Annotated in this window: 19 protein-coding genes; 9 read left to right on the top strand and 10 right to left on the bottom strand. The window is 45.6% G+C overall.

Annotated elements, in window-relative coordinates:
• Positions 1-1,686: 1,686 nt before the first annotated feature.
• Together CWM47_RS22600 and CWM47_RS22595 are read left to right on the top strand one after the other, a co-directional pair.
• A complete protein-coding gene (locus tag CWM47_RS22600; RefSeq protein ID WP_240625974.1) occupies positions 1,687-3,342 on the top strand; it encodes a GH39 family glycosyl hydrolase in 1,656 nt (551 codons plus the stop codon).
• Between the two features lie 93 nt (positions 3,343-3,435).
• Positions 3,436-4,368, top strand: a complete 933-nt coding sequence (locus CWM47_RS22595; RefSeq protein ID WP_100990451.1) for a sugar phosphate isomerase/epimerase family protein — start codon at positions 3,436-3,438, stop codon at positions 4,366-4,368.
• A gap of 45 nt (positions 4,369-4,413) precedes the next feature.
• Here the strand turns inward: CWM47_RS22595 and CWM47_RS22590 are convergent, their stop codons facing one another.
• From CWM47_RS22590 to CWM47_RS22575, 4 genes are all read right to left on the bottom strand, one after another.
• The gene (locus CWM47_RS22590; protein WP_100990450.1) at positions 4,414-5,559 is read right to left on the bottom strand and encodes a chromate transporter; all 1,146 of its coding nucleotides are present in this window, start codon (positions 5,557-5,559) and stop codon (positions 4,414-4,416) included.
• A 22-nt stretch (positions 5,560-5,581) separates the two neighbouring features.
• Complete coding sequence (locus CWM47_RS22585) at positions 5,582-6,562, bottom strand: DUF1259 domain-containing protein (RefSeq protein ID WP_100990449.1); 981 nt, start codon at positions 6,560-6,562, stop codon at positions 5,582-5,584.
• A 46-nt stretch (positions 6,563-6,608) separates the two neighbouring features.
• Positions 6,609-7,028 (bottom strand): hypothetical protein, encoded by a 420-nt coding sequence (locus CWM47_RS22580; protein ID WP_206170537.1) that lies wholly within the window; start codon positions 7,026-7,028, stop codon positions 6,609-6,611.
• A gap of 225 nt (positions 7,029-7,253) precedes the next feature.
• Positions 7,254-8,111: a chromate resistance protein ChrB domain-containing protein gene (locus CWM47_RS22575; protein WP_100990448.1), complete on the bottom strand. Its 858-nt coding sequence runs from the start codon at positions 8,109-8,111 to the stop codon at positions 7,254-7,256.
• 295 nt (positions 8,112-8,406) lie between these two features.
• Here CWM47_RS22575 and CWM47_RS22570 point away from each other — a divergent pair, with 295 nt between their 5' ends.
• The gene (locus tag CWM47_RS22570) at positions 8,407-9,120 is read left to right on the top strand and encodes a VIT1/CCC1 transporter family protein (RefSeq protein WP_100990447.1); all 714 of its coding nucleotides are present in this window, start codon (positions 8,407-8,409) and stop codon (positions 9,118-9,120) included.
• A gap of 2 nt (positions 9,121-9,122) precedes the next feature.
• Here the strand turns inward: CWM47_RS22570 and CWM47_RS22565 are convergent, their stop codons facing one another.
• A complete protein-coding gene (locus CWM47_RS22565) occupies positions 9,123-9,647 on the bottom strand; it encodes a hypothetical protein (protein WP_100990446.1) in 525 nt (174 codons plus the stop codon).
• Positions 9,648-9,849: 202 nt separating this feature from the next.
• Here CWM47_RS22565 and uvrB point away from each other — a divergent pair, with 202 nt between their 5' ends.
• Entirely contained in the window at positions 9,850-11,871 is a 2,022-nt protein-coding gene (gene uvrB, locus CWM47_RS22560) for an excinuclease ABC subunit UvrB (protein WP_100990445.1), read from the top strand.
• 115 nt (positions 11,872-11,986) lie between these two features.
• Here uvrB and CWM47_RS22555 read toward each other — a convergent pair whose 3' ends face one another.
• A complete protein-coding gene (locus CWM47_RS22555; protein WP_100990444.1) occupies positions 11,987-12,472 on the bottom strand; it encodes a CdiA C-terminal domain-containing protein in 486 nt (161 codons plus the stop codon).
• 87 nt (positions 12,473-12,559) lie between these two features.
• Between CWM47_RS22555 and CWM47_RS22550 the strand changes: the two genes are divergently transcribed.
• On the top strand, positions 12,560-13,090 hold the full coding sequence (locus CWM47_RS22550; protein WP_100990443.1) for a DUF2911 domain-containing protein: 531 nt from the start codon (positions 12,560-12,562) through the stop codon (positions 13,088-13,090).
• Between the two features lie 35 nt (positions 13,091-13,125).
• On the opposite strand, the gene CWM47_RS22545 is transcribed toward CWM47_RS22550, so the two are convergent.
• On the bottom strand, positions 13,126-14,073 hold the full coding sequence (locus CWM47_RS22545; protein WP_100993996.1) for an alpha/beta hydrolase: 948 nt from the start codon (positions 14,071-14,073) through the stop codon (positions 13,126-13,128).
• Positions 14,074-14,452: 379 nt separating this feature from the next.
• On the opposite strand from CWM47_RS22545, the gene CWM47_RS22540 reads away from it, so the two are divergent.
• Complete coding sequence (locus CWM47_RS22540; RefSeq protein WP_100990442.1) at positions 14,453-15,604, top strand: sigma-54-dependent transcriptional regulator; 1,152 nt, start codon at positions 14,453-14,455, stop codon at positions 15,602-15,604.
• Positions 15,605-15,758: 154 nt separating this feature from the next.
• Here CWM47_RS22540 and CWM47_RS22535 read toward each other — a convergent pair whose 3' ends face one another.
• Entirely contained in the window at positions 15,759-16,910 is a 1,152-nt protein-coding gene (locus CWM47_RS22535; RefSeq protein ID WP_100990441.1) for an acyl transferase, read from the bottom strand.
• A 38-nt stretch (positions 16,911-16,948) separates the two neighbouring features.
• Between CWM47_RS22535 and CWM47_RS22530 the strand changes: the two genes are divergently transcribed.
• On the top strand, positions 16,949-17,497 hold the full coding sequence (locus CWM47_RS22530) for a hypothetical protein (protein ID WP_100990440.1): 549 nt from the start codon (positions 16,949-16,951) through the stop codon (positions 17,495-17,497).
• Positions 17,498-17,996: 499 nt separating this feature from the next.
• On the opposite strand, the gene CWM47_RS22525 is transcribed toward CWM47_RS22530, so the two are convergent.
• Entirely contained in the window at positions 17,997-19,193 is a 1,197-nt protein-coding gene (locus tag CWM47_RS22525; protein ID WP_100990439.1) for a sensor histidine kinase, read from the bottom strand.
• 347 nt (positions 19,194-19,540) lie between these two features.
• Between CWM47_RS22525 and hemA the strand changes: the two genes are divergently transcribed.
• Positions 19,541-20,824, top strand: a complete 1,284-nt coding sequence (gene hemA, locus CWM47_RS22520) for a glutamyl-tRNA reductase (RefSeq protein ID WP_100990438.1) — start codon at positions 19,541-19,543, stop codon at positions 20,822-20,824.
• Positions 20,825-20,921: 97 nt separating this feature from the next.
• Here hemA and CWM47_RS22515 read toward each other — a convergent pair whose 3' ends face one another.
• Positions 20,922-21,524 carry an OmpH family outer membrane protein gene (locus CWM47_RS22515; RefSeq protein WP_240625396.1) on the bottom strand — a complete coding sequence of 201 codons (603 nt, stop codon included), beginning with the start codon at positions 21,522-21,524 and terminating at the stop codon, positions 20,922-20,924.
• A gap of 230 nt (positions 21,525-21,754) precedes the next feature.
• Between CWM47_RS22515 and CWM47_RS22510 the strand changes: the two genes are divergently transcribed.
• A complete protein-coding gene (locus tag CWM47_RS22510; RefSeq protein ID WP_100990436.1) occupies positions 21,755-22,348 on the top strand; it encodes a DUF4230 domain-containing protein in 594 nt (197 codons plus the stop codon).
• Position 22,349: the final 1 nt, after the last annotated feature.

The following is a 22,349-nucleotide window of genomic DNA, read 5'->3' as shown; positions in this document are numbered from 1 at the left end:
ATTATAGGTTGGTTTATATTATAAGTAAACGCTCCAATATTATAGCAAGGAAATTATATTTCAAAAAGATATAGAAATAGTACTAAGGCTCATTTTTTCACCAAATAATTCAATTATAAAAATAATTAAATTTATATATAACCCATCAACTGATTATCAGTAAGTTAACTATCAAATTATGTTAATTAAATTACTTTATTTTTTACAAATTAAATTTTTATAAACATTAATAGTTTTGTCCTATTTATCAACAAATTAGCCCGTCATAAAAATTCGTTTTTTTACGTAAAAAAACGAATTTTTATGACGGGCTAATTTGTTGATAAATAGGAGTTAGCAATAAAATTAAACGTAATAATACTTAGCTATAAGTACTTAGTTTTCCATAAAAAAATGAATTTTTTCATGGAAAATCAAACTAGTATAAAATAGAATAGTATAATTCATACCTACCAGCATCTCTTGTAGAGGATGGGCCGCCCAATTTTCCTGAAGCGTAAAGCAAATTCATACAATAGTATAGAGGTTCCAATACTTGCCAATCTGTTTAAGTAAATAATTAAACACACTTATTTCGATCCTCACCGAATGGTAAGTTAGCGAGCAGTTTTCGATAAGAAATACGTGCTTATTGATTTGACTACTGGCAAAATATTGCTCTACACTATGACAGTTCCATCTTTTGAGACAGGCAACGCTGGCAGTAAACGGGCTCTATACCCAGTCTCTGGCTAATTCTATGGGCCGCTTCCAAAGCAAGTTCAAAACTCGGATAACCTCCTTTCCAATGACCTGTTATGTACCCAAGTTTTTTGGGCTGCATTCCTTTTCCATCGTTACAAAAGCGACAGTTTCCCCGATGAAGCGTTACTTTAGGGTTTCGCAGATACGCATAAAAATAATAATTCATAACGTTGTTCTTTTAATACTTTATTAAAAAATTCTAATGATATAGACTGCGAACATCTTTGCGTTAGCCAGGCTATTGCTTGCTCATCATATGAAACGGGAAAATAGCATGGCTAAGTTTGCCAACTAAATAATGAAGGCGAAATAAAAGATGGTCAATGACAGATTTAAGTGGTTAAACCCGGAATTTTGGTAGTTGAAATCATTAATAAATTCAGAATAGGCATTGTGAAAAATTGCTTTTTATCTCACTAATTTCTACTAAAATCACCAACTCATTTAATACTCAAAATGCAGACTTACGTATAAGTATGAATAGCAAACGTAGAATCCGTTTTTCGCGCAAATATGGACAGATTTAATTGAAAAAAGCAGCAAATAAAATTTACAGTCAATTAAAAAAAGCTTAAACTAAGTGAGTAATTTTACTAGTATATGTGATATATAATCAAACGGATTTCAGTAATAAATCAAGTAGATAGATAGCATTATAGTAAGTAATTATAATGCATTAAAAATGACTCCATGTAGTGGCAAGGATGATTGTAAATTGGGCGAAACAGAGCGTAAGCCTAGCCTTATCAGTATCCCATCGAGTCACAATTAGTTAACCTACCTAAAGTAGTCAGTCTACTATTGATGCCTTTTACGAGTCAGGTGCTCAAGTCTTAGTAGCAGCCCAATCTTGCAGACTCAGGTCATCCCCAATTACTTTTTACGCTTATGCTTATTTGGATGCACATCCACAGATTTAAATTACTTGTTACCGGCTTGTTTATGGTGGGTTTACTGAGCAATACGATTAGCCTTGCCCAGCCAAAATCAGTGGAAATTCGAGTTGATCTATCAAAAACAAAAGAGCCTTTAAAACCTATTTGGGGGTGGTTTGGCTACGACGAGCCGAACTACACCTATATGAAAGATGGGAAGAAACTCCTGTCCGAAATCGCCAACCTGAGTCAGGTGCCAGTGTATGTGCGGGCGCATAGCTTACTGGTTACCGGCGATGGCAAGGCTGCTCTTAAGTGGGGCTCGACCAATGCGTATACCGAAGACAAAAACGGAAACCCCGTTTATGACTGGACTATTGTTGACAAAATATTCGACACCTACATTGAGCGGGGTATGAAACCCATTGCCCAGATCGGGTTCATGCCCGAAGCGATGTCGACAAAACCAGAACCCTACAAACATAACTGGAGCCCAGGCAACCAATACAACGATATCTATACGGGTTGGGCTTACCCACCCAAAGACTATAAAAAATGGAGTGAGCTGGTCTATCAGTGGGTAAAGCACTCGGTAGCTCGCTATGGTCAGAAAGAAGTTGAAAGCTGGTATTGGGAGTTGTGGAACGAGCCAAACATTGGTTACTGGAAAGGCACCGTTGACGAATATATTAAGCTGTATGACTATACCGCCGATGCGGTAAAACGGGCACTTCCCACCGCAAAAATGGGTGGCCCGGAGGTGACCGGACCAGGCAGCGAAAGCTCAGCCAGGTTTTTCCGGGCCTTTATGGACCACATTGCCAGTGGCACGAATGCCGCCACCGGCAAAAAAGGCGCACCTATTGACTTTATTACTTTCCATGCCAAAGGTTCACCAAAATTGGTCAATGGTGTTGTGCAGATGAACATGGGCACGCAATTCCGCGACATCGACAAGGGCTTTGAGATCGTTGCCTCCTACCCTACGCTGAAGAACCTGCCCATTATAATTGGCGAGTCGGACCCGGAAGGTTGTGCGGCCTGTTCGGAAGATTTACATCCACAAAATGCCTATCGGAACGGCACCATGTATTCAAGTTATACAGCAGCAGCCTTTGCCCGAAAATATGATTTGGCGAAATCGCGCGGGGTTAATCTGCTGGGTGCCGTGACCTGGGCGTTTGAATTCGAAGACCAGCCCTGGTTTCGGGGATTTCGGGATTTGGCAACCAACGGCGTCGATAAACCGGTACTGAATGTGTTCCGCATGTTTGGCATGATGCAGGGAAATCGAGTAGAGGTCAACACTGACTTAGCGTATGATTTTACTAAAATAAAAAACGAAAGTGTTCGGGGAGAACGGGATATCAACGCGCTGGCAGCTAAAGACAGCAAATCGGCCACGGTGATGGTCTGGAATTATCACGATGATAACGTTGTGGTTCCTGCGTCGCCGGTCGATGTGAAGCTGAAAGGCATTCCAGCCCAACGGGTGTTTGTCCAGCATTACCGCATCGACCAGCAGTTCAGCAATTCGTATGAGGTCTGGAAAAAAATGGGCTCGCCAAAATCGCCAACCGCCGAGCAGATTTCTGAGTTGGAAAAGGCCGGGCAACTGCAATTGCTTACCTCGCCAATGTGGATTAATGTCAAAAATGGCGAGGTGGACATGCCTTTTTTATTACCGGGTCAGGGTGTATCGTTGGTAAAGCTATCCTGGTAAAATTGTACCCACGGGCTTCAGCCCGTGTTGTATTCCCAAATAAACACGGACTGAAGCCCGTGGGTACAGCAACTTTAACACAAATAAATTACCATGAACCGCCGAGCCTTTACAAAAAAAACGGTGCAAGCCGCTTCTATTCTTGGGGTAATGTCTTCTCTGCCAGCCTTCACCGCCGAGAGGCCCTTCATCCGCTTAGGCGGACCATTGTTTGACAAATACGACGGCCCCGATGAATGGGTAGCTGCCTTAAAGAAGTATAGTTATCGAGCCGCCTATTGCCCACTCAAAACCGACGCCCCCACCGATCAGATAAAAGCGTATGAAAGCGCGGCAAAAAAAGCAGACATCGTTATCGCCGAGGTAGGTGCCTGGAGTAATCCAATCAGCACTGATTCCGCCAGCGCTCAATTGGCGTTCAGGAAATGCGTGGATTCGTTGGCTCTTGCCGAAGCCATTGGAGCCAATTGCTGTGTCAATATCAGTGGCTCCAAAAACCCCGCCCAATGGGCCGGACCGCATAAAGACAACCTGACAAAAGAAACCTTCGACCAAATAGTTGACGTTACCCGGCGAATTATCAATGCCGTAAAACCTACCCGGACTCACTTCGCGCTGGAACTCATGCCCTGGAGCTACCCAGACTCTGTCGATTCGTATGTACGCCTAATCAAAGCCATTGACAACAAACGATTTGCGGTTCACCTGGATCCTATGAATATTATTGTTAGTCCGCAGGTATTCTATACGAACGGTGCCCTGATCAAAGAATGTTTTAAAAAGCTGGGACCCTACATCAAGAGTTGCCACGGGAAAGATATTATTCTGAAAGAAGAGGTGTATACGCCCCAACTGGTCGAATGTCGACCGGGTTTGGGCCAGATGGATTACTCTGTTTACTTAACCGAACTTAGTAAACTGAAAGATATTCCGCTGATGATGGAACACCTGCCAACAACCGAAGAATACCAGAAAGCAGCTTCTTATATCCGATCCGTAGGCGCGAAAGAAGGAATTACCATTTGACAGGTAGCCAGGATTAAGCGCAAATATCATTCTATTACTATGTGGCTAACCAGCCTGCTGAAGCAGCAGCCCAATAACAGCGGCCCCACCAATAATACTCAATTCGGGTAGTTTTTTAAAACGATAAAGCAGGCCTACAGTTGATAAGCAAATAAGTATGGCGGGTGCATCAATCAACTGTCGACGTGCCAGTACAACTACCGCTCCGGCAATGGCACCAACAGCCGCTATTGTCACGCCATCGACAAAGGCTTTTATGCCTGGATGTTTCCCCCAACGTTTGAAGTAAGGGGCGGGCAAAATGGTAAATAGATAACAGGGAAGAAATGTGGCCAAAGCGGCCACGCAGGCACCCCAAAAACCAGCAATCAGATACCCGATAAACGCTACCGTAATAACGACCGGACCAGGTGTAATCATGGCTACAGCCACCGCATCCAGAAACTGTTGCTCGGTCAGCCAGCCGTTTTCTTTCACTACACCACCGTATAAAAACGGCACAATAGCCAGCCCGCTGCCAAACACAAAAGCACCGGCTTTAGCAAAGAAAAACGCTAGTTTCCAGAGGATAGAGTCGGTTGGTAATGCCAGCAGTTGCGGCAGAAACGGAGTCAGACTGCTTCCTGCACCCGGCCGTAAAAACTGGGGTGGCGTTTTCATCAGCCAGTAAATCGCACCCGATAACAAAACCAGCCAAAGTAGTTCTGATTCCGTAACTGCGGTAGCCACAGCCGATAGACCGAATAAGACCCAGCCAAGTCTGTCTCTAGCAATAGTCCTGGTTGTTAGCTTGTAGGTACCCACCGCGATGATACCAATAACGGCGGCTCCAATGCCGTAAAAGATGGCCTGCATTAAGGGCAAGCCCTCGAAGCGCACATAAGCCCAACCGACAATCAGCACCATCAAAAAGGATGGTAACACAAAAATGACACCCGTCAGGGTAGCACCCAAAACGCCATAATGTACATAGCCAAGGTATATTGCCAACTGAGCCGCCAGCGGCCCCGGTGCCAGTTGAGCCAGTGCCAGCCCCTCCCGATAGTCGGCTTCAGTAATCCACTGCCGCTCAACCACCAAGTCCTGGTACATGGCACTCACCAGAGCGGGTGGCCCTCCAAAACCCAGTGTTCCCAGGCGCAGGAAGTATCGCACCAACTCACGCAACGAGTAAGATGGGGATGTTTTCATACGGGAATGTCCAGCTTGCACGTTAGTGTTTCATAGGGCCCGCTTTTCCTAACTGGTCCAGGGCGGCCCGGAAGCCTTTGGCCAGTGTACTAGCCGGACCGCGTCCATAATAGTGCAGAAAGACAGTACGCGGTTGCTCGCCCAACATGTGGTGATGCAAAGCAACCACCTCCAGGTTATTGGCACGTAAGGCTTTAACTACGTTATTTACCTCACCTTCCAGCATGGCGATGTCGCCCGCAATATGAGCGGCATCCTGTTTACCGGCAAACGACGCCCAGGAATTTAACCCGATAGCCGCTGTCATTTCAGCCCCCATCGCTACAATCTGTAGGTCGTCGCGGCCAATGGTATATTTATAAGTAGGTCCGTTCACAACGCCCTTATACTTGACAAGTTCATCCAGTGCAGGTAGATCGAACAGTTCTTTACTCGTAGAGGCTGGAACGTTGACTGCCGTTTCGGCAACGGGCGCAGGTGCAGCCGGTTGATTGGCTGGAAACAGTTTGGTGTTACGAATTGCCTGTGCGTATTTTTTTGCCAGATCAGCCGTATTGCCCATACCGTGCAGGTGCATATAAAAAATTCGGGGCTGTTCGTAAAAGAAGTGGTTATGAATGGCTCCTACTTCCAGTCCGGCGGCATGGGTAGCGTCGATCAATGGATTAACTTCATCTTCGAGCAGCACCGTATCGCTCATCATTACGGTCTGCTTGCCATCCAGCGTCTTTTTAAAAGCCACCCAGCCGCCAAACCCAAATGGAATGGGTACTGCTTCTCCTTTCACCGTCACTTTCAGGTCATTGCGGGGCAATGGTACAGCATAGGTTGCCTGTGCTTCATTGTACGTTCCCTTTTTCCCTAAAGCTCCTGCAATAGCCTCTTGCTCTTCGGCTGATAAAGCAGGCGTTTTGCCAAACGGCAGGGGTTCTATGGAAGGCAATCCGCAAATTGGAATCACGCTTGTCAAGGCCGCAGCCTGTAAAAAATTTCGTCGTTTCATGGATTTGTCAGGAAAGGTAAAGTTGAGCGATCTACGGCCCGAAGAGTTAGAAAACAATACCGAACTGAAAGCCTACAGTCAGCGCAGTTGGCTTATCATTACCGAAGCGAATCGGAATAGGTACAGCTACAAAATAATTATTCGTCTTGCCACGCTTCACAATTTTATTTAACACAGGCGTAATGCCATATCGTCCGGATGTCTCGAATGCAAGCCGACCAGCAAAGGTGAAATCATTGCCTAAGTTCACCAGAACACCCGGATGAAACAGCACATTGGCAACCTTACTGGTTCCGTTTTCGGCCCGAATGAGCGGAACGATTTCTACCGAGAATCCCAGATTACCGGTTTTCCACAAATTTATGCCAATGGGGAAACCGACTGTATAATACCGGTTGAAGTTTGTTTCACTACCTTTTTGATCAATAGTTACCAATGGATGCAGGACACCAAGATAAGCTGCCATGCGGGGAAAGGCTACTGGTGTGGTGGTCGTCGTCTGCGAAAACGCTGGCGAAATTGTTAAAACCAAAAAAAGAAAACAGCCTTTAAAAGCCTTCCTAAAAGTGGCGTTGTAGCCCCAATCTTTCCCTTTCCAACCAATAACACTATGATCCATTATCCCTGATTTGGCTTATTCGTAATTTTACTACAAGAATAAACCAGTCGCTAAACAGGAAATAGAACAGATTCAACCTTTTGTATCTGCTTTACTTTTTGCCTTATTTTTTCGATAGTCTGATGGGTTTTGTCCTATCAATTTTTTGAAAATTCGGGTAAAATGGCTCTGATCGGAGAAGCCTGTCAGGTAAGCAATCTCAGACAGGCTATAGGTGGTCGATTCCAGTAATTGAATCGCTTTCTCAATGCGTAATTTACGAATATACTCGCCAAATGACAGGTCATCGAAGTAACGGGCAAAAGTCCGGGATACGTAGGTCGGATTTACATCCAGGCTTTCTGATAATTCCGACAGGCTAAGCGTGAGATTGGTATCTATCTGATCCTGAATCAACTCTTTCAAGTCACTGACCCAGGCTGGCGTTTTCCGCTTTCCCGTAGGTTTGAGATACGTATTTAGTACCTGTAAAAGCAATCGCTCAGTAGGGTTTTGCGTATGTTTAACGAACTGAAGGTGCTTTGCCCAACTGTAAAGCGCATCATAAATCACCATTCCCTGCATCAGCAATTGCTGATCATCGGGAATGTTAAAAGCCAATCCTGCCGAAATGGCCCATAATCCCGCCGATTGTGCGGCCAGGGCATGGTCGTCGGTATCGGCTCCCCGAACAATAGACGCCAGCGCATCCAGGGCCGGGTCAGACAAGGCATGCTTTTGCAAAAAGTAATCGAACGTGCATCGGTCTTCATAGTGAGAATACTCGACACCGGGCACATCGAACGGAGTAGCCTCTAATATCTGCGCTTGTTGAAGAACCTGCGATTCAGGCAGAAAAAGAATGGTAGCCTCCGGGTCAATAAATCGCTTGATGAGCCACGGACAGGCTAATCGATCAATTTTAGGACGCTCGCGGGTGACCCAGATCATAGGGTATTAGTAAGGCAGCGCTGGATGCCACCTGTTTCATAGTTTATGGTAAAACTACTTCAGAGTCGTCTTCGTTTAGACCCATTTCCTCATAATTCTGTCTGGCAAAAAACGAAAGCTGGTCGAAAACAGTAGAAACAATAATTTACAAATACATTACGGTGAGATACAACAGCCGCCATCTAATTTAGAGGGCGGCTGTTTTGTTAGCGCTGCCCGGGCATTGGGTATTCGATCAGATCTTCCTTACCTTACTGTCCTGAAAAAACGAAGCCCAACCGTAAAAAAGAATACAATGACAAATACCAGTGTGCATTCGCATACACCTCATCAGGAACATCACCTGCATAGTTCCGATTTCATTTCTGATATTGTTATTGGCATGTCCGACGGGCTCACCGTTCCCTTTGCACTCGCGGCAGGTTTGAGCGGGGCGGTGGCTAATTCATCGCTTGTGGTTACGGCGGGTATTGCCGAAATCGTTGCCGGGTCTATTGCTATGGGTCTGGGCGGTTATCTGGCAGGGCGTACTGAAGCAGATCATTACTCGTCCGAACTTCGTCGGGAAATTAACGAAGTTGAAACGGTACCCGAACGGGAAAAAGAAGAAGTGCGCGAGATTTTTGCCGACATGGGCCTGAGTCCGGCCTTACAAATTACCATTGCCGACGAATTGTCGAAAGATAAAGCGAAGTGGGTGGATTTTATGATGAAATACGAATTAGGACTCGACGAACCCGACCCTAACCGCGCCACCAAGAGTGCCCTGACTATCGGGCTATCGTATGTTGTTGGCGGGTTGATTCCATTATCGCCCTATTTTTTAATTTCAAACCCCTTTGATTCACTTCTGTACTCCTGTGGAATAACGCTCATTTGCCTTTTTGTTTTTGGTTATTTCAAGAGCAAAGTAACCGACCAACCGCCTGTTGCCGGTGCGTTTAAAGTTATGGTTATTGGCGCATTAGCTGCGGCTGCCGCCTTTGGAGTTGCAAAACTGATTAGTTAGATCTAGGCTGCGGTTAACGCACTAATCAGCACAAATCCCATCAGGGTTCCACCCAGCGCCAGAACAATATATTCGCCAGAACTAAACGTGGGCTGATACTCATTTGGACGCGCTTTTTCGTAGAGGTAATTGACTTGCATGACGCTCGGAATCAGAAACAGGAAGGGCGGCAAAAACACAGTCAATACAGCCAGAGATGGTGGTAAGGTACGATCCAGAATCCTGGCTAAAAGCGAGACAACTACATAACCCGTTGCCCATAAGTTGCTACTGATACCGGGGTGCCCTTTCTCAATGGCGCGGTCGTTAATCTGCTCCAGTAATGTATGGACAAAGAAGATATCGAAGATGGCACGCCAGATTGGATAAATATCCCATTCGTACAGATCCCTGAAAAAGTACCAGTTTTTATAAAACCAATAAACGGTGTATAAGCCGAAGGATAAAAACGATAATAAACAGAACGCCCAAACGGGTTGTTTTTTCACATACTCGACAGACCCATTCGAGTCATAACCACTTTGCATCAGTACACTTCTTTTAGTTGGCGCTCAATATAAAAATAAGCATTGAGCTGAGTCCGAATAAATGTAAATTTTAACCTCAAACGATTACAGATTCTAGGGTAATGTGACTTACAGAGGTATCGTTGACATACGATTTATATCAAAATCGCCCTTGTAATCCATCCCGAATTTTCGTAAATTAGCCAGATTATCAACGGCATTAATGGACTTTAAACTAACCTCTGAATTTCAACCAACCGGCGATCAGCCTAAGGCTATCGAACAGTTGGTTAAGGGTATAAATGAAGGTGAACCCGCACAGGTATTACTCGGGGTCACTGGGTCGGGTAAGACCTTTACGGTCGCCAACCTCATCGCCCAAACCAATCGCCCAACGCTTGTGCTTAGCCATAACAAAACGCTGGCAGCTCAGCTTTACGGCGAATTCAAACAGTTCTTCCCGGAAAACGCAGTTGAATATTTCATCTCTTACTACGACTATTACCAGCCCGAAGCCTTCATTGCTACCACCAATACGTATATTGAAAAAGACCTCGCCATCAATGAGGAAATCGACAAGCTGCGGCTGGCTGCCACCTCGGCCCTCATGAGCGGTCGGCGCGATGTTATCGTAATCGCATCGGTGTCGTGTATTTATGGCATGGGTAACCCCGAAGAATTCAAACGAAATGTGGTCAATATTGGTGTGGGGCAGAACATGAGCCGCAACCAGTTTCTGCATCAGTTAGTGAGCATTCTGTATAGCCGAACAGAGGGCGAATTTCAGCGGGGCAATTTTCGCGTAAAAGGCGATACTGTAGACCTGTATGTTGCTTATGCCGATTTTGCGTACCGGGTTATTTTCTTCGGCGACGAAATCGAAACCATTCAGCGAATCGACCCCGAAACGGGCAAGAAAATATCGAACGAAACACTGGTGACGATCTTCCCAGCCAACCTGTTCGTAACGGGTCGTGACACGTTGAACGACGCCATGTATCAGATTCAGGACGATATGGTGTCACAGGTCCGCTATTTTGAATCGGAGTTTCGGGAACAGGAAGCGACCCGCATTCGCGAACGCACAGAATTTGACCTCGAAATGATGCGCGAACTGGGCTACTGCTCCGGTATTGAGAACTACTCCCGCTATTTCGACAAGCGCAAACCGGGTCAGCGGCCGTTCTGTCTGCTCGATTATTTTCCGGACGATTACCTTATGGTGATTGACGAGAGTCACGCTACCATTCCGCAAATCCGGGCCATGTGGGGCGGTGACCGCTCCCGCAAAACCGCCCTCGTCGACTATGGTTTCCGACTTCCATCGGCTATGGACAACCGCCCGCTTACGTTTCAGGAGTTTGAAGATATGTGCGGCCAGTCAATCTATGTATCAGCTACACCATCAGACTACGAACTTCGGAAAAGCGATGGCGTTATTGTGGAGCAACTTATCCGGCCAACGGGCTTGCTTGATCCTGAAATCGAAGTGCGCCCGAGTTTGAACCAGATAGATGATTTACTCGAATCCATCGACGGACGCATCAAAAACGGCGAACGTGTGCTGGTTACAACGCTTACCAAACGCATGGCCGAGGAATTGACCAAGTACCTTGACCGGGTGGGTATTAAAACCCGCTACATTCACTCCGAAGTAAAAACCCTTGATCGGGTCGAAATCCTGCGCGATTTACGGTTGGGCAATTTCGATGTACTGGTAGGCGTCAACCTGCTTCGTGAAGGACTTGATTTGCCTGAAGTCTCGCTGGTCGCCATTATGGATGCCGATAAAGAAGGGTTCCTGCGTGACATCCGGTCATTAATTCAAACAATTGGCCGTGCCGCCCGGAACGTGAACGGCAAGGTGATTATGTATGCCGACCGAATTACCGGCTCGATGGAAAAAGCCATTGACGAAACAAACCGGCGTCGGGCCATTCAGTTGGAGTATAACAACGACAACGGCATTACACCGAAAACAGTATTGAAATCGCGCGAAGCCATTATGGGTCAAACTAAAGTGGCCGATTCGAAGGCAAAGCATTTCTATGTGGAGCCAGACGAAATCCGGATTGCCGCCGATCCCGTTATGCGTTACATGGGTAAAGGGGATTTAGAAAAAGTTATTCAGGAAACGCAATCGAAAATGGAGCGTGCGGCCAAAGACCTTGACTTTATGGAAGCCGCCCGCCTTCGTGACGAGTTGTTTCAACTACGTGATAAGCTGAAGAAGGAAACGGCGTAGACAGTCAAAAACACGCCAATTTGCTTGTTTTTGAACAACAGAAATTGTACTTTTGCATTGGTCAGGGAGAGATCCCAGGCCCCTACCTTGAGGTGATGCAGGCAACTGTGTCACCTCATTGCATTTTATCCTCTATGTGTTTGTTACGTATCTCTTCAGAAGAGAAGGTATATGTACTGCCATTGAACATCAGCCAAACGGTAATAATATTCTCTGCTCGGTGTAAATGTTGCCTTAAGCCCTGAATTAATTCTTCTTTTGTAATTCCACTCATCACATGTATCAAAATGTGATTTGCCTGCTTTTTAGCATTGCGCACTTCACGCTCGATAGCAGATGCTGTAGGTGTATAGTTATGCTTGAACTCAACAACAATTTCCTGATCAATAAAATACGCATCTGGATTTTTGATGTGGGGTGTATTATCGATCGGTAAAAGCCGCACTTTCAAACCTTGTCTAGCCAGTATGATAGCAGTTTCGATATTTCGAGCGGCTTCGTGCGATGCGTGCGTTATATGCATTTCTACATACCCGCCAGAGGGCTCGGTTTCGTCCTTACGCAGGTCGGGGTAAATGAGTGGATAGTCTATTCTGGACATTAAGATACGGTGGGCACTATTCAGAAGTTCGCAAGTTACAAAATCTTCATACCTTGCAATCTATCAGCTCATAACCACTGAATGTCCATGAAACGCATCCTTATAATTCTTGGTGTTATTGCCGCTATAGCCCTTGTTGGCTTCTTTTCCTTACGTAGCTGGACAAAATCCGGTAGCCCGGAAGCCATTGCCCAAATCGATCAAAACGGCCTCCAAATCAAGGTTGATTACTGCCAGCCGTATAAAAAAGGACGTAAGATTTTTGGTGGACTGGTTCCTTACGGACAAGTCTGGCGCACGGGTGCCAATGAAGCTACCGTTATTGACTTCGACCAGAATGTCATTGTAGCCGGACAGCCCCTAGACAAAGGCGAATACTCTTTGTGGACCATTCCTTCGCCTGATGGCTGGATTGTTATTTTTAACGGTGAAACCGGTCAGTGGGGCACCAATTACGACCAAACAAAAGACATTCTACGCGTGCCTGTTGCTTCGCATAAACACAGCCCCAAAGCCGAACAGTTTTATATTTCATTCAGACCCGCCACCAACGGTACCGATATGGTGCTGGCATGGGATGAAACCGAAGCTATTGTTCCCATTCAAAAGCGGCAGTAAATTAGTGAGTCCATCACTGCTAAAAGGAATGCCTTTTATCGGTGAAAACTCGTGGCAATGAATTTGAGCGCATCGGGAAGGCCGGTGCGCCAATATGACCAGGTATGGGCGCCATCGCGAACACGGTACTCATGGGAAATTTTACGGTCGAGCAATGCCAGATGCAACATCGAATTACCAACGGTCAGCGCGTCATCGTCACCACAGTCGATATACCAGCGTACTTGTTTGAGGTCATTTTCCGGTGCCGATTTAGCCAGCGTAATGGGACTATTTCGCTTCCAGGTAATAGTTAGACGTTCTTCTCCTTTTGCCGGTCCACTAAATACAGGCGCAAAAACCAGATTATATCGGTCATCGGGAATATCCTTAAAACTTTCATCAGTGCGAATACCTGCGCTGAGGGCAGCACACGAACCAAACAGTTCCGGGTGGTGCATAGCTAATGTGAGCGAGCCAAATCCACCCATCGAGAGGCCCGAAATTCCCCGAAATTCCCGTTGAGTACGCGTACGGAACGCCGAGTCAATATGCGGAATCAGCTCCTGCACAAACATATCTTCGTAGCGAACTTTATTCTGGTAGTCGTTCACAAACCAGGTAGCTCCGCCGTTTGGCATCACAATGATCATAGGGGGAAGTTCCCCATTTTTAATACCCTCGTCGGCAATGCGGTCGGCTTCACCAAACTGTATCCAGCTAGTTTCGTTGTCGCCGTAACCATGTAATAGATACAGAACCGGATAGCGTCGGTTAGACGTATAGTAGTCGGGCGGCAGGTAGATCGAAAATTTAATGGCCTGGTTCATCAGCGAACTGCCCATCACCATACTCTCTAGTAACCGAGTTTGCGGAGCGGCTACAACGGGTACGGGACCATTGGTTTGCTGAGCCGTTAGTTGCGCACGTCGGCGCGACTGGGCCGAAACCGTTGTTACCCAAAAAGCCATCAATGAACAAATCAGCAAACTACGAATAACCATACGCTTCATGGAATGAGTTAATAGTAACTCAATTTATAGTGAAAAAACGGCCCTATACTTAACTAACTCATGAATCAGGCTTTTTATTTAATTGTACACATAGAGACAGCTAGTGAGCATACTATTGTGGCATTTTATGAAAAAGAAAAGAGATTTTAGCAAATATCAACCCTTCTATAACGGATGCCGATGCAAAATCCCCTATTTTCGGGCTATACTAAGTAGTAATAAACTGTTACTTTGCTATTGATCTATTAGTAACCAACTAGTTATCAATAATTTATTAACAATAATAATAGCTTTGGCGCTCCAACGGATCGTTCCTGGACTAACTACTTTTACACACTTACAATTCACTGTTCAAAATTACCCCATTTGTATGGCCAAACTGATTATCGTGGACGACGAAAAACCTATTCGGGCGGCACTACGCGATATTTTAGAGTATGAAGGCTACGATGTTGACGAAGCGAAAGACGGCGAAGAAGGACTGGACATGATTATGCGTACGAACTACGACGTAGCTCTGTGCGACATTCGGATGCCCAAACTGAATGGGCTGGAATTGCTCATGAAAGTCAACGAAGCCGAAAAAAGTACGCAGATTATAATGATCTCGGCCTATGGCAATGTCGAAAACGCCGTTGAGGCTACCAAGCGTGGTGCGTTCGATTTCATTACCAAACCGCCCGATCTGAACCGCTTGCTCATTACGGTTCGTAACGCGATTGAACGGGCAAAATTGGTTCAGGAAACCAAAACGCTCAAAAAACGCATCTATAAACTGAATGAGATCGTTGGCGAGTCTGACTCGATCAAGAAGGTTAAAGATACGATCAATCGGGTGGCAGCTACCGAAGCACGGGTACTTGTAACGGGTGCCAATGGTTCAGGGAAAGAGATGGTTGCCAAACAAATTCATGAGAAAGGCAGTCGAGCCAATCAACCGTTGATTGAAGTAAACTGTGCTGCCATTCCAGGAGAACTCATTGAAAGTGAGCTATTTGGTCACGAAAAAGGTGCCTTTACAGGCGCAGCTGCCCGGCGCGTAGGCAAGTTCGAACAAGCAGACGGGGGAACGCTTTTTCTCGATGAGATTGGCGACATGAGCCTTTCCGCACAGGCAAAAGTGCTTCGGGCTTTGCAGGAGAGTAAAATTACGCGCGTTGGGGGCGATAAAGAGATTAAAGTCAACGTACGGGTTATTGCCGCTACGAACAAAGACCTGCGTCAGGAAATCGCTAATGGCAATTTTCGGGAAGATTTATTCCACCGGTTGAGTGTGATCATGATTCATGTGCCGCCCCTGACCGAACGGCGGGGCGATATTCCACTTCTGGCAGATAAATTCCTTCATGATATTGCCACAGAGTACGGCGCTCCGGCTAAAGAGATCACACCCGAAGCCATGAACTACTTACAGTCATTGCCCTGGTCAGGTAACGTGCGTGAACTGCGGAACGTGATCGAGCGACTTGTTATTATGTGCGGAGATGAAATCATGCTGGATGATGTGAAACTGTACGCGTAACCTGGACCGGGATTTTCTTAAGATTTAAAGGATTAAACAAGATTATCCAACAGGTAAAGTATCCTTATCCTGTTTGAATAGTTCGAAGAGCTCTATTCGATAATCTTGTTTAATCCTTTAAATCTTAAGAAAATCCCGGTCCAGGTTACGCGGTTCAGATAGTCATCAGGTTACAGCCCCGCACGTCGGAATTATCGAAGCGGCCAATAACCCGAAAACTACCCGGCATTTCTTCCTCGGCAACATATTGCCCCAAATCCTGCGTTTCGATAAACGAACATGAATCCAGATTGGCCAGGTCGACAACATTAATACCTCCAGTGCGACGCTCGCCGGTGCGGGTCTGAACTGGCTGATCGGGATAGATGGAAAACGGGTCATTAATATCACGCAGAAAAATACGCAGGGTTGAACTTGGACGGAATATTCCCCGGCCCGCCGAATAAGCCTGAGAAAGAAGTTCGGTCATGCCATATTCGGAATGGATTGCTTTCACGCCCAGCCTGTCTGTCAGGATTTCATGTACCTCTTCGCGCAGGAGTTCTTTCCGACGACCTTTCATACCGCCTGTTTCCATAACAACCAGATTGGGTAGCTGGCCCAGAAACGACAAGTCCGGTTCTGATTCAGCCCAATCGAGCAAGCCAAACGTAACACCAATGAGCAAAATCCGCTTTTGATCAGGCTGTTGAGCAAGTTGCCGCAGTCGTTCTGTTAATTCTCGATGATTATGAAGGAAAAATCCCGACTGGTTAGTATCCGCTTGTGAGCGTACGCTTCTGTCCATAAATTGCTGAACCATATACACGAGCGAGGAGTTATTTCGTTCAAGATAGGACGGCAGTAAAGCCAGAATGTGGAAATTGCTAAGTGGGCCATACGTTTCCTCAAAAATCCGGATACTGATGGCTTCGTAGAGGTCTGGATCGGGCACCAAATGTTGACTGGTTACCACCGGACCAACACTACGATCGGTAGTACCACTGCTGGCAAAGGTTAGTTCGGTTTCACCGTTTACCACGGGTTGGTTTGCATCGATACCCGTTAATACCGGATGCATTTTAAAAAAATTAATAGGCATGAACGGTATCTGGCGCAAGTCAGAAACCGTTTCGGGCAGAATGTTCAGGTGGTGCAGGTAAGCTGCATATAAGGGATTGTAAGCCGCCTGATAGCGAAAAACGGCCAAAGCCAGAGACTCGAATGCGTCGCGGTCGGGTGAACCGAAACCAAGCGTCAGAATTTGTTGCCGAAGTAACTGCCGGCGTGCAGCGATCTCGGCTGAGAGTGTTGATAAGAAAGACAAAGTAACAAAAGCGTTTATTGCACAACGAATACAACAGTATGCGACGGCAACTAATTCAACCGTATCTTTTCGTAGTAGGCATAGTCCTTACGCTATCGTCCTGTTTTAACGAACCCAATTACTCAAATACCCCCGCCATCAATTATGAGGGGATGTTTAAATATACTATTGAAGCGGGTAAAGGCGTAGGTAAAGGCAAGCGGGATTCCGTTGTTATTACCGTTGGTTTTAAAGACGGCGATGGAAACATTGGCAACAGTATTCCATTACCGAAGGCCGATTCTCTTCTGTACCAATCAAATGGTAACTGGGGTAGTTATAGAATTCGTACCTTCCGGCTTGTCAATAACAAATACGAAGAATTATTGCAAGCCGTTAATAACACACTGTACATTCCAGACCTCACCAAGGGCAAACCAAAAGGGGCTATTGAAGGCTCGCTGGACTTCAATCAAATTTTTCAGTACGGCACAAGTTATCAACTATACCCAACCAAATTTCAGATTGAAATTCGGGATCGGGTTCTGAATACCAGCAACATAGTTGAAACCGACACGATCTCAGTTCCATTTCCCAAAACCTTATAGCTTATACCAGAACAGAGTAAAGGGTGTTTCGTAGGCCATATCATTAAGGTATGGTTTATGAAACACCCTCTGCTTTTCATCATGCCTATTTTTCTATAAATCCGTGTTAAACTCCCCGTATTAGATTCAGCCTTCCTTAATCTTCCGGAAAGTGCTCCGCATTTAGGTAGGCCGAAAAGTACTTGAAAACAAATAAGTAAACGATTTTAACAATATTGTATTATTACTTATCTTGCAACGATATAACAGATTCAATTTTAAAATTACTCCTTTATCCTTATACATTAGTTCTAGGAATAAGTACCATGACAGAAAAGAGAGCAGGTTTGATAGCTAAAAAAAAGTATAGTGCACCGAAAATCAAGTCGTTGGGCAATGTTAAAACGCTAACTCTGAAAACGGGTTCATCGGTTGATGGATTTGGCACATTTGGCTAAGCTACCGGGCTTGACTCTTAAAAACGTTGATTTTTAAAAGCAGAAAAGTAAGTTACGATCGCCTATTTCCTGTTGAGTACAATTCGAAACGTTGTTCCCTTCCCCACTTCTGAATTTTTTACAAAGAGCCGCCCATCGTGGTACTCTTCCACAATTCGCTTGGCTAGTGTCAGGCCCAGTCCCCAGCCTCGCTTTTTGGTACTAAAACCGGGCGAGAATACTTTTTGCATGTGGGCTTTAGACATTCCTTTACCCGTATCAGTAATGTCGATGGCTACTTCCTGATGTGGCAGCGATACCATATTCAGCCGCAACTCCCCTACCCCTTTCATAGCATCGACGGCATTTTTACAGATGTTTTCGATTACCCATTCGAACAGTAGTTTATTGATTTGCACCTGCTGACCGGGTGGCAACTGGCTGGTAACGCTCATTTTTACCTTTGTCGAAATACGCTTTGCGAGGTAATCCGTAAACTGCCGGACAACTTCGTTCACGTCTTCTTCTTTTAGCGTTGGTACAGAGCCGATACTCGAAAAACGAGCGGTAATTGTTTCCAGACGTTGAACATCTTTCTCGATTTCGTCGGTGATTGATCCGTCAAACTGGTCAGGGTCTGAGCGCATATACTCCACCCACGCCATAAGCGACGACATAGGTGTACCAAGTTGGTGAGCCGTTTCTTTGGCTAACCCAACCCAAACCCGGTTTTGCTCAGCCCTGCGTGATGAGCTGAACGACAGATATGCCAACAGGCCCAAAGCGGTAAGAATAGCCAGCAACGCATACGGAAAATAGGCTATCTGTCGAAGCAGGCTTGAGTTGGTGTAATAAACCAGTCCCTGTTCGCCATCGCCTAAATCCACAATCAATGGTCCATGCTTCTTACGCATTTCGAGCGTCTTTTGCTTTAAAAATTTCTGGGTTTCTTCAGGCGTCAACCCGGCAGGCATGTCGTCAATATTTTTGTGCGCTGCAAATGCTCCGCTTGGATCAACATAAATAGCGGGTATGGTTGTGTTAGCCTGAATGATTTGATCGGTTACGAATGTAAGGTCGCCGGCATTTGGGTGACTTGAACCAAACAGATAACCTATACTTTTAGCGTAAAGCTGTACATACTGTTCCTCCCGATCCTCCAGCCGATTAATAAGCCGGTCTGTATAAAGTAATGACCCCGTTCCAACCAGAAGCAGGTTCAGGGCAACAATAATTTTCAGAACGTTATTCTGATTATAAATATCAAATGACTTCAGCATATCGTCTTGCTCCTTTCGTGTAAAAGGCCAAATTGACCGTTGACTAAAAGAAACCTGTGTGGTGTTACAAAATAAAGGGTATCAGGCGACTAAACCGTAAAGTAATTGATCGTTCAGATACTAACTACATTCCTGTATCAGGTAAACGTGAAAATCGGTTTAATTGTGCAGATAAGAACCACAAACCTGGCCGCTACGTTATCTATTTGAATAGGATTGAGCAAAGAATTTAGTCAATTATTTGGACGAATTCTAAATAGCAAATCCATTGTATTGGGTATGTCTATGTCCGGCAATTATGCCGTAAATTTGTAAAGGCTACTAGCCAATTTGCGTGATTTACCACCATGTTAGACACCTTCAAAACAATTAGTTTATCCTACAAAACGGCACCCCTTCAGGTGCGTGAACTAATTGCACTTAACGAAGACGAAGCCAAGCGGCTGATGTTCCGGCTGAAAGACTTTTTCGGTCTGTCCGATTTGCTGGTCATTTCAACCTGCAACCGCACCGAGGTCTATTATGCCTTTGATCAGGATCTAAACGCCGATATTGCCCGGCTGTTACTCATTGAAAAAGGCCTGACAGATACCGACACGTATTTGCCTTATTTCCAGTTTTTCGGCGCCCACGATCAGGCCGTTCGGCATTTGTTCGAAGTGTGCGTTGGCTTGCATTCGCAGGTTGTTGGCGATATGCAAATCCCGAATCAGGTGAAACAGTCGTACCAATGGTCGGCCGATTTGGATATGGCCGGTCCGTTTTTGCATCGACTGATGCACACAATTTTCTTTACCAATAAACGAGTAACCCAGGAAACACCCTTCCGCGACGGAGCCGCTTCTGTTTCTTACGCTGCGGTTGAGTTGATCGACGAGTTGATTGGCGAAAAGCAAAACCCAAGTGTACTGGTCATTGGGCTGGGCGAAATTGGCACCGACGTTTGTAAAAACCTCGAAGCCCGCAATCTGACGAATATTACGCTCTGCAACCGTACCCAATCGAAGGCAGATGTACTTGCCAGTCAATACGGTTTCCGGGTAGCCGACTTTGATAATCTGACCGACGAAATTCGCCGGGCCGATGTGATCATTTCGTCGATTATGCGCGATGAGCCACTAATTACCCCCGAGCTTCTTAAAGACGTAAACGTACTGACGTTCAAATATTTTATTGACCTATCTGTACCCCGCAGTGTTGATGCTGCCGTTGAACAGATTCCGGGTGTTCTGGTGTACAACATCGACCATATCCGTAACCGTGCCGACGAAGCGTTGAACCAGCGTTTAGCGGCTATTCCACAGGTCGAAGCGATTGTTACGCAGGCCGTGGCAGAGTTTGGCGACTGGTCGAAAGAGATGGTTGTATCGCCTACGATCAACAAACTCAAAAATGCGCTGGAGCAGATTCGTCGCGATGAAATTGCCCGCCATTTGAAACATCTTACACCTGGTGAGTCAGAAAAAGTAGACAAAATCACACGGGGTATTATGCAGAAAATAATAAAATTACCCGTTCTTCAACTCAAAGCAGCCTGCAAACGGGGTGAAGCCGAAACACTGATTGACGTACTGAACGATTTATTCGATTTAGAAAAGCACTCAGTAGACGAACAAAAACATACGTACTAACTGACGTTTCCGTCAAATAAAATGCCCGACTTATTGCTGAGTCGGGCATTTTGCTTTTCTGCCTGGTGATCTTGCGTTACGCTAGCTGTGCAAATGGCTATTTCTTTTTAGCCGGTTTCGGCGCTACTCGTTTCGCGGGTGTCGATGGACTGGGAGCTTTAGCAGGTTGTCCCACATTTTGACCAGGTGTGATATCTAAATACTTAAGGACCAGTTCTGTAATATTGGTTTCTTCAGGCGCGTAAAGTATAGCGCCGGTATTTCCGGTGCTTAAGATGTGTGTGTAGCCGTTTTGCTTAGCAACAGTGTCAATAGCCTGCTGGATTTTAGCAACGGTTGGCCATATCAGCTGCTTGTATTTGTTTTGGATAGCTTCGTCGGAGGTTCGACTAAATTCCTGAATACGAGACTGCAAACCCTGCAATTCCGTTTCTCTGTCTTTTCGAATAATATCTGTCATCTGAGCTACACCTTTTTGATACAGGGCATATTTATCCTGCAATTCCTGCTGTAACCGGTTAATCTCAGTCTGTGTTTGCTTCTGCTGATTTGTTAATAAATCCGTAATTACCTTGTTTTCAGGCGTTAGAGATAAAATATAGTCGATCCTCGTATGACCTATTTTCATCGTTTGGGCTTCTACAGCCAAACAAACTAATGACAAAACGCCTGCAAGCGCATAAACAAACGTATTCTTCATTTTAACTATTGGTTTATTCAGGTTTAGACAAGTGAACATCTGCCTTGGCGTTGTACACGTGTGAGCCAGAAAGCAGTTGCGGCAATTGGCCAAATTTAGTGATAGGGCCGGGCTTTGATTCGTTAAATATTGTTAAGTTCAGCCAGATTTCGCAACAACTTTCGTTAACTACCGCTCAGTACGGTCAACACCCTGGCCTCATAATCAAGTAACCTACTTTTTCATACTCTATGACCCGACTCATCAATACACTGTTACGTCTATTCCTTATTACCTTACTAGTGGCCGGCCTGATCGCCCTTTGGGAGCAGATTCGTGGGAACGGTTTTATGAGTCGATTCCGGCGGGGGGAAAACACAACGCAGAGCATTGTTTTGACGGAAGTGAAGGCGCTTGGAAAACTGGAGTTGGTGAAATATACCTTCAAAGACATTGTCGAACACGAGCAGGTAAATACGTTTCTACCCAATGCAAACGCCATTTTAATCGTGGAAGGAGAAGCCACGGGCTGTATTGACCTAACACAAATCAAGCTGGACGACATTGTGGCCGGTACCGATTCGATCACTATCAAGCTTCCCAAAGCTGAGCTTTGCACCTGGAAAATCAACCACGACCGGTCAAGGGTGTATGACACCCGGTTCTCCTTTCTGAACGAATCTCAACTGGTAAGCGATGCCTACAGAAAAGCGGAGCATCTGGTAAAACAATCGGCATTGAACGGCGGCATCCTCAACCAAACGCGTCAAAATGCCAACCAGATGCTTCGGCCCTTACTCGAACGCATTTCTGGCAAAAAAGTAGGCCTGACGTTTCAGGAATAGC

This window comes from Spirosoma pollinicola (assembly GCF_002831565.1).
In the GTDB taxonomy this organism is placed as follows: Bacteria; Bacteroidota; Bacteroidia; order Cytophagales; family Spirosomataceae; genus Spirosoma; species Spirosoma pollinicola.
This window is presented reverse-complemented; position numbering and strand designations above follow the sequence as displayed.

What these genes read in the sequence shown, in the direction of transcription:
- CWM47_RS22600 (WP_240625974.1), top strand. Translation starts at nt 1,687, where the DNA reads ATGGTGGGTTTACTGAGCAATACGATTAGCCTTGCCCAGCCAAAATCA.
- CWM47_RS22595 (WP_100990451.1), top strand. Translation starts at nt 3,436, where the DNA reads ATGAACCGCCGAGCCTTTACAAAAAAAACGGTGCAAGCCGCTTCTATT.
- CWM47_RS22590 (WP_100990450.1), bottom strand. Translation starts at nt 5,559, where the DNA reads ATGAAAACATCCCCATCTTACTCGTTGCGTGAGTTGGTGCGATACTTC.
- CWM47_RS22585 (WP_100990449.1), bottom strand. Translation starts at nt 6,562, where the DNA reads ATGAAACGACGAAATTTTTTACAGGCTGCGGCCTTGACAAGCGTGATT.
- CWM47_RS22580 (WP_206170537.1), bottom strand. Translation starts at nt 7,028, where the DNA reads ATGGCAGCTTATCTTGGTGTCCTGCATCCATTGGTAACTATTGATCAA.
- CWM47_RS22575 (WP_100990448.1), bottom strand. Translation starts at nt 8,111, where the DNA reads ATGATCTGGGTCACCCGCGAGCGTCCTAAAATTGATCGATTAGCCTGT.
- CWM47_RS22570 (WP_100990447.1), top strand. Translation starts at nt 8,407, where the DNA reads ATGACAAATACCAGTGTGCATTCGCATACACCTCATCAGGAACATCAC.
- CWM47_RS22565 (WP_100990446.1), bottom strand. Translation starts at nt 9,647, where the DNA reads ATGCAAAGTGGTTATGACTCGAATGGGTCTGTCGAGTATGTGAAAAAA.
- uvrB (WP_100990445.1), top strand. Translation starts at nt 9,850, where the DNA reads ATGGACTTTAAACTAACCTCTGAATTTCAACCAACCGGCGATCAGCCT.
- CWM47_RS22555 (WP_100990444.1), bottom strand. Translation starts at nt 12,472, where the DNA reads ATGTCCAGAATAGACTATCCACTCATTTACCCCGACCTGCGTAAGGAC.
- CWM47_RS22550 (WP_100990443.1), top strand. Translation starts at nt 12,560, where the DNA reads ATGAAACGCATCCTTATAATTCTTGGTGTTATTGCCGCTATAGCCCTT.
- CWM47_RS22545 (WP_100993996.1), bottom strand. Translation starts at nt 14,073, where the DNA reads ATGGTTATTCGTAGTTTGCTGATTTGTTCATTGATGGCTTTTTGGGTA.
- CWM47_RS22540 (WP_100990442.1), top strand. Translation starts at nt 14,453, where the DNA reads ATGGCCAAACTGATTATCGTGGACGACGAAAAACCTATTCGGGCGGCA.
- CWM47_RS22530 (WP_100990440.1), top strand. Translation starts at nt 16,949, where the DNA reads ATGCGACGGCAACTAATTCAACCGTATCTTTTCGTAGTAGGCATAGTC.
- CWM47_RS22525 (WP_100990439.1), bottom strand. Translation starts at nt 19,193, where the DNA reads ATGCTGAAGTCATTTGATATTTATAATCAGAATAACGTTCTGAAAATT.
- hemA (WP_100990438.1), top strand. Translation starts at nt 19,541, where the DNA reads ATGTTAGACACCTTCAAAACAATTAGTTTATCCTACAAAACGGCACCC.
- CWM47_RS22515 (WP_240625396.1), bottom strand. Translation starts at nt 21,524, where the DNA reads ATGAAGAATACGTTTGTTTATGCGCTTGCAGGCGTTTTGTCATTAGTT.
- CWM47_RS22510 (WP_100990436.1), top strand. Translation starts at nt 21,755, where the DNA reads ATGACCCGACTCATCAATACACTGTTACGTCTATTCCTTATTACCTTA.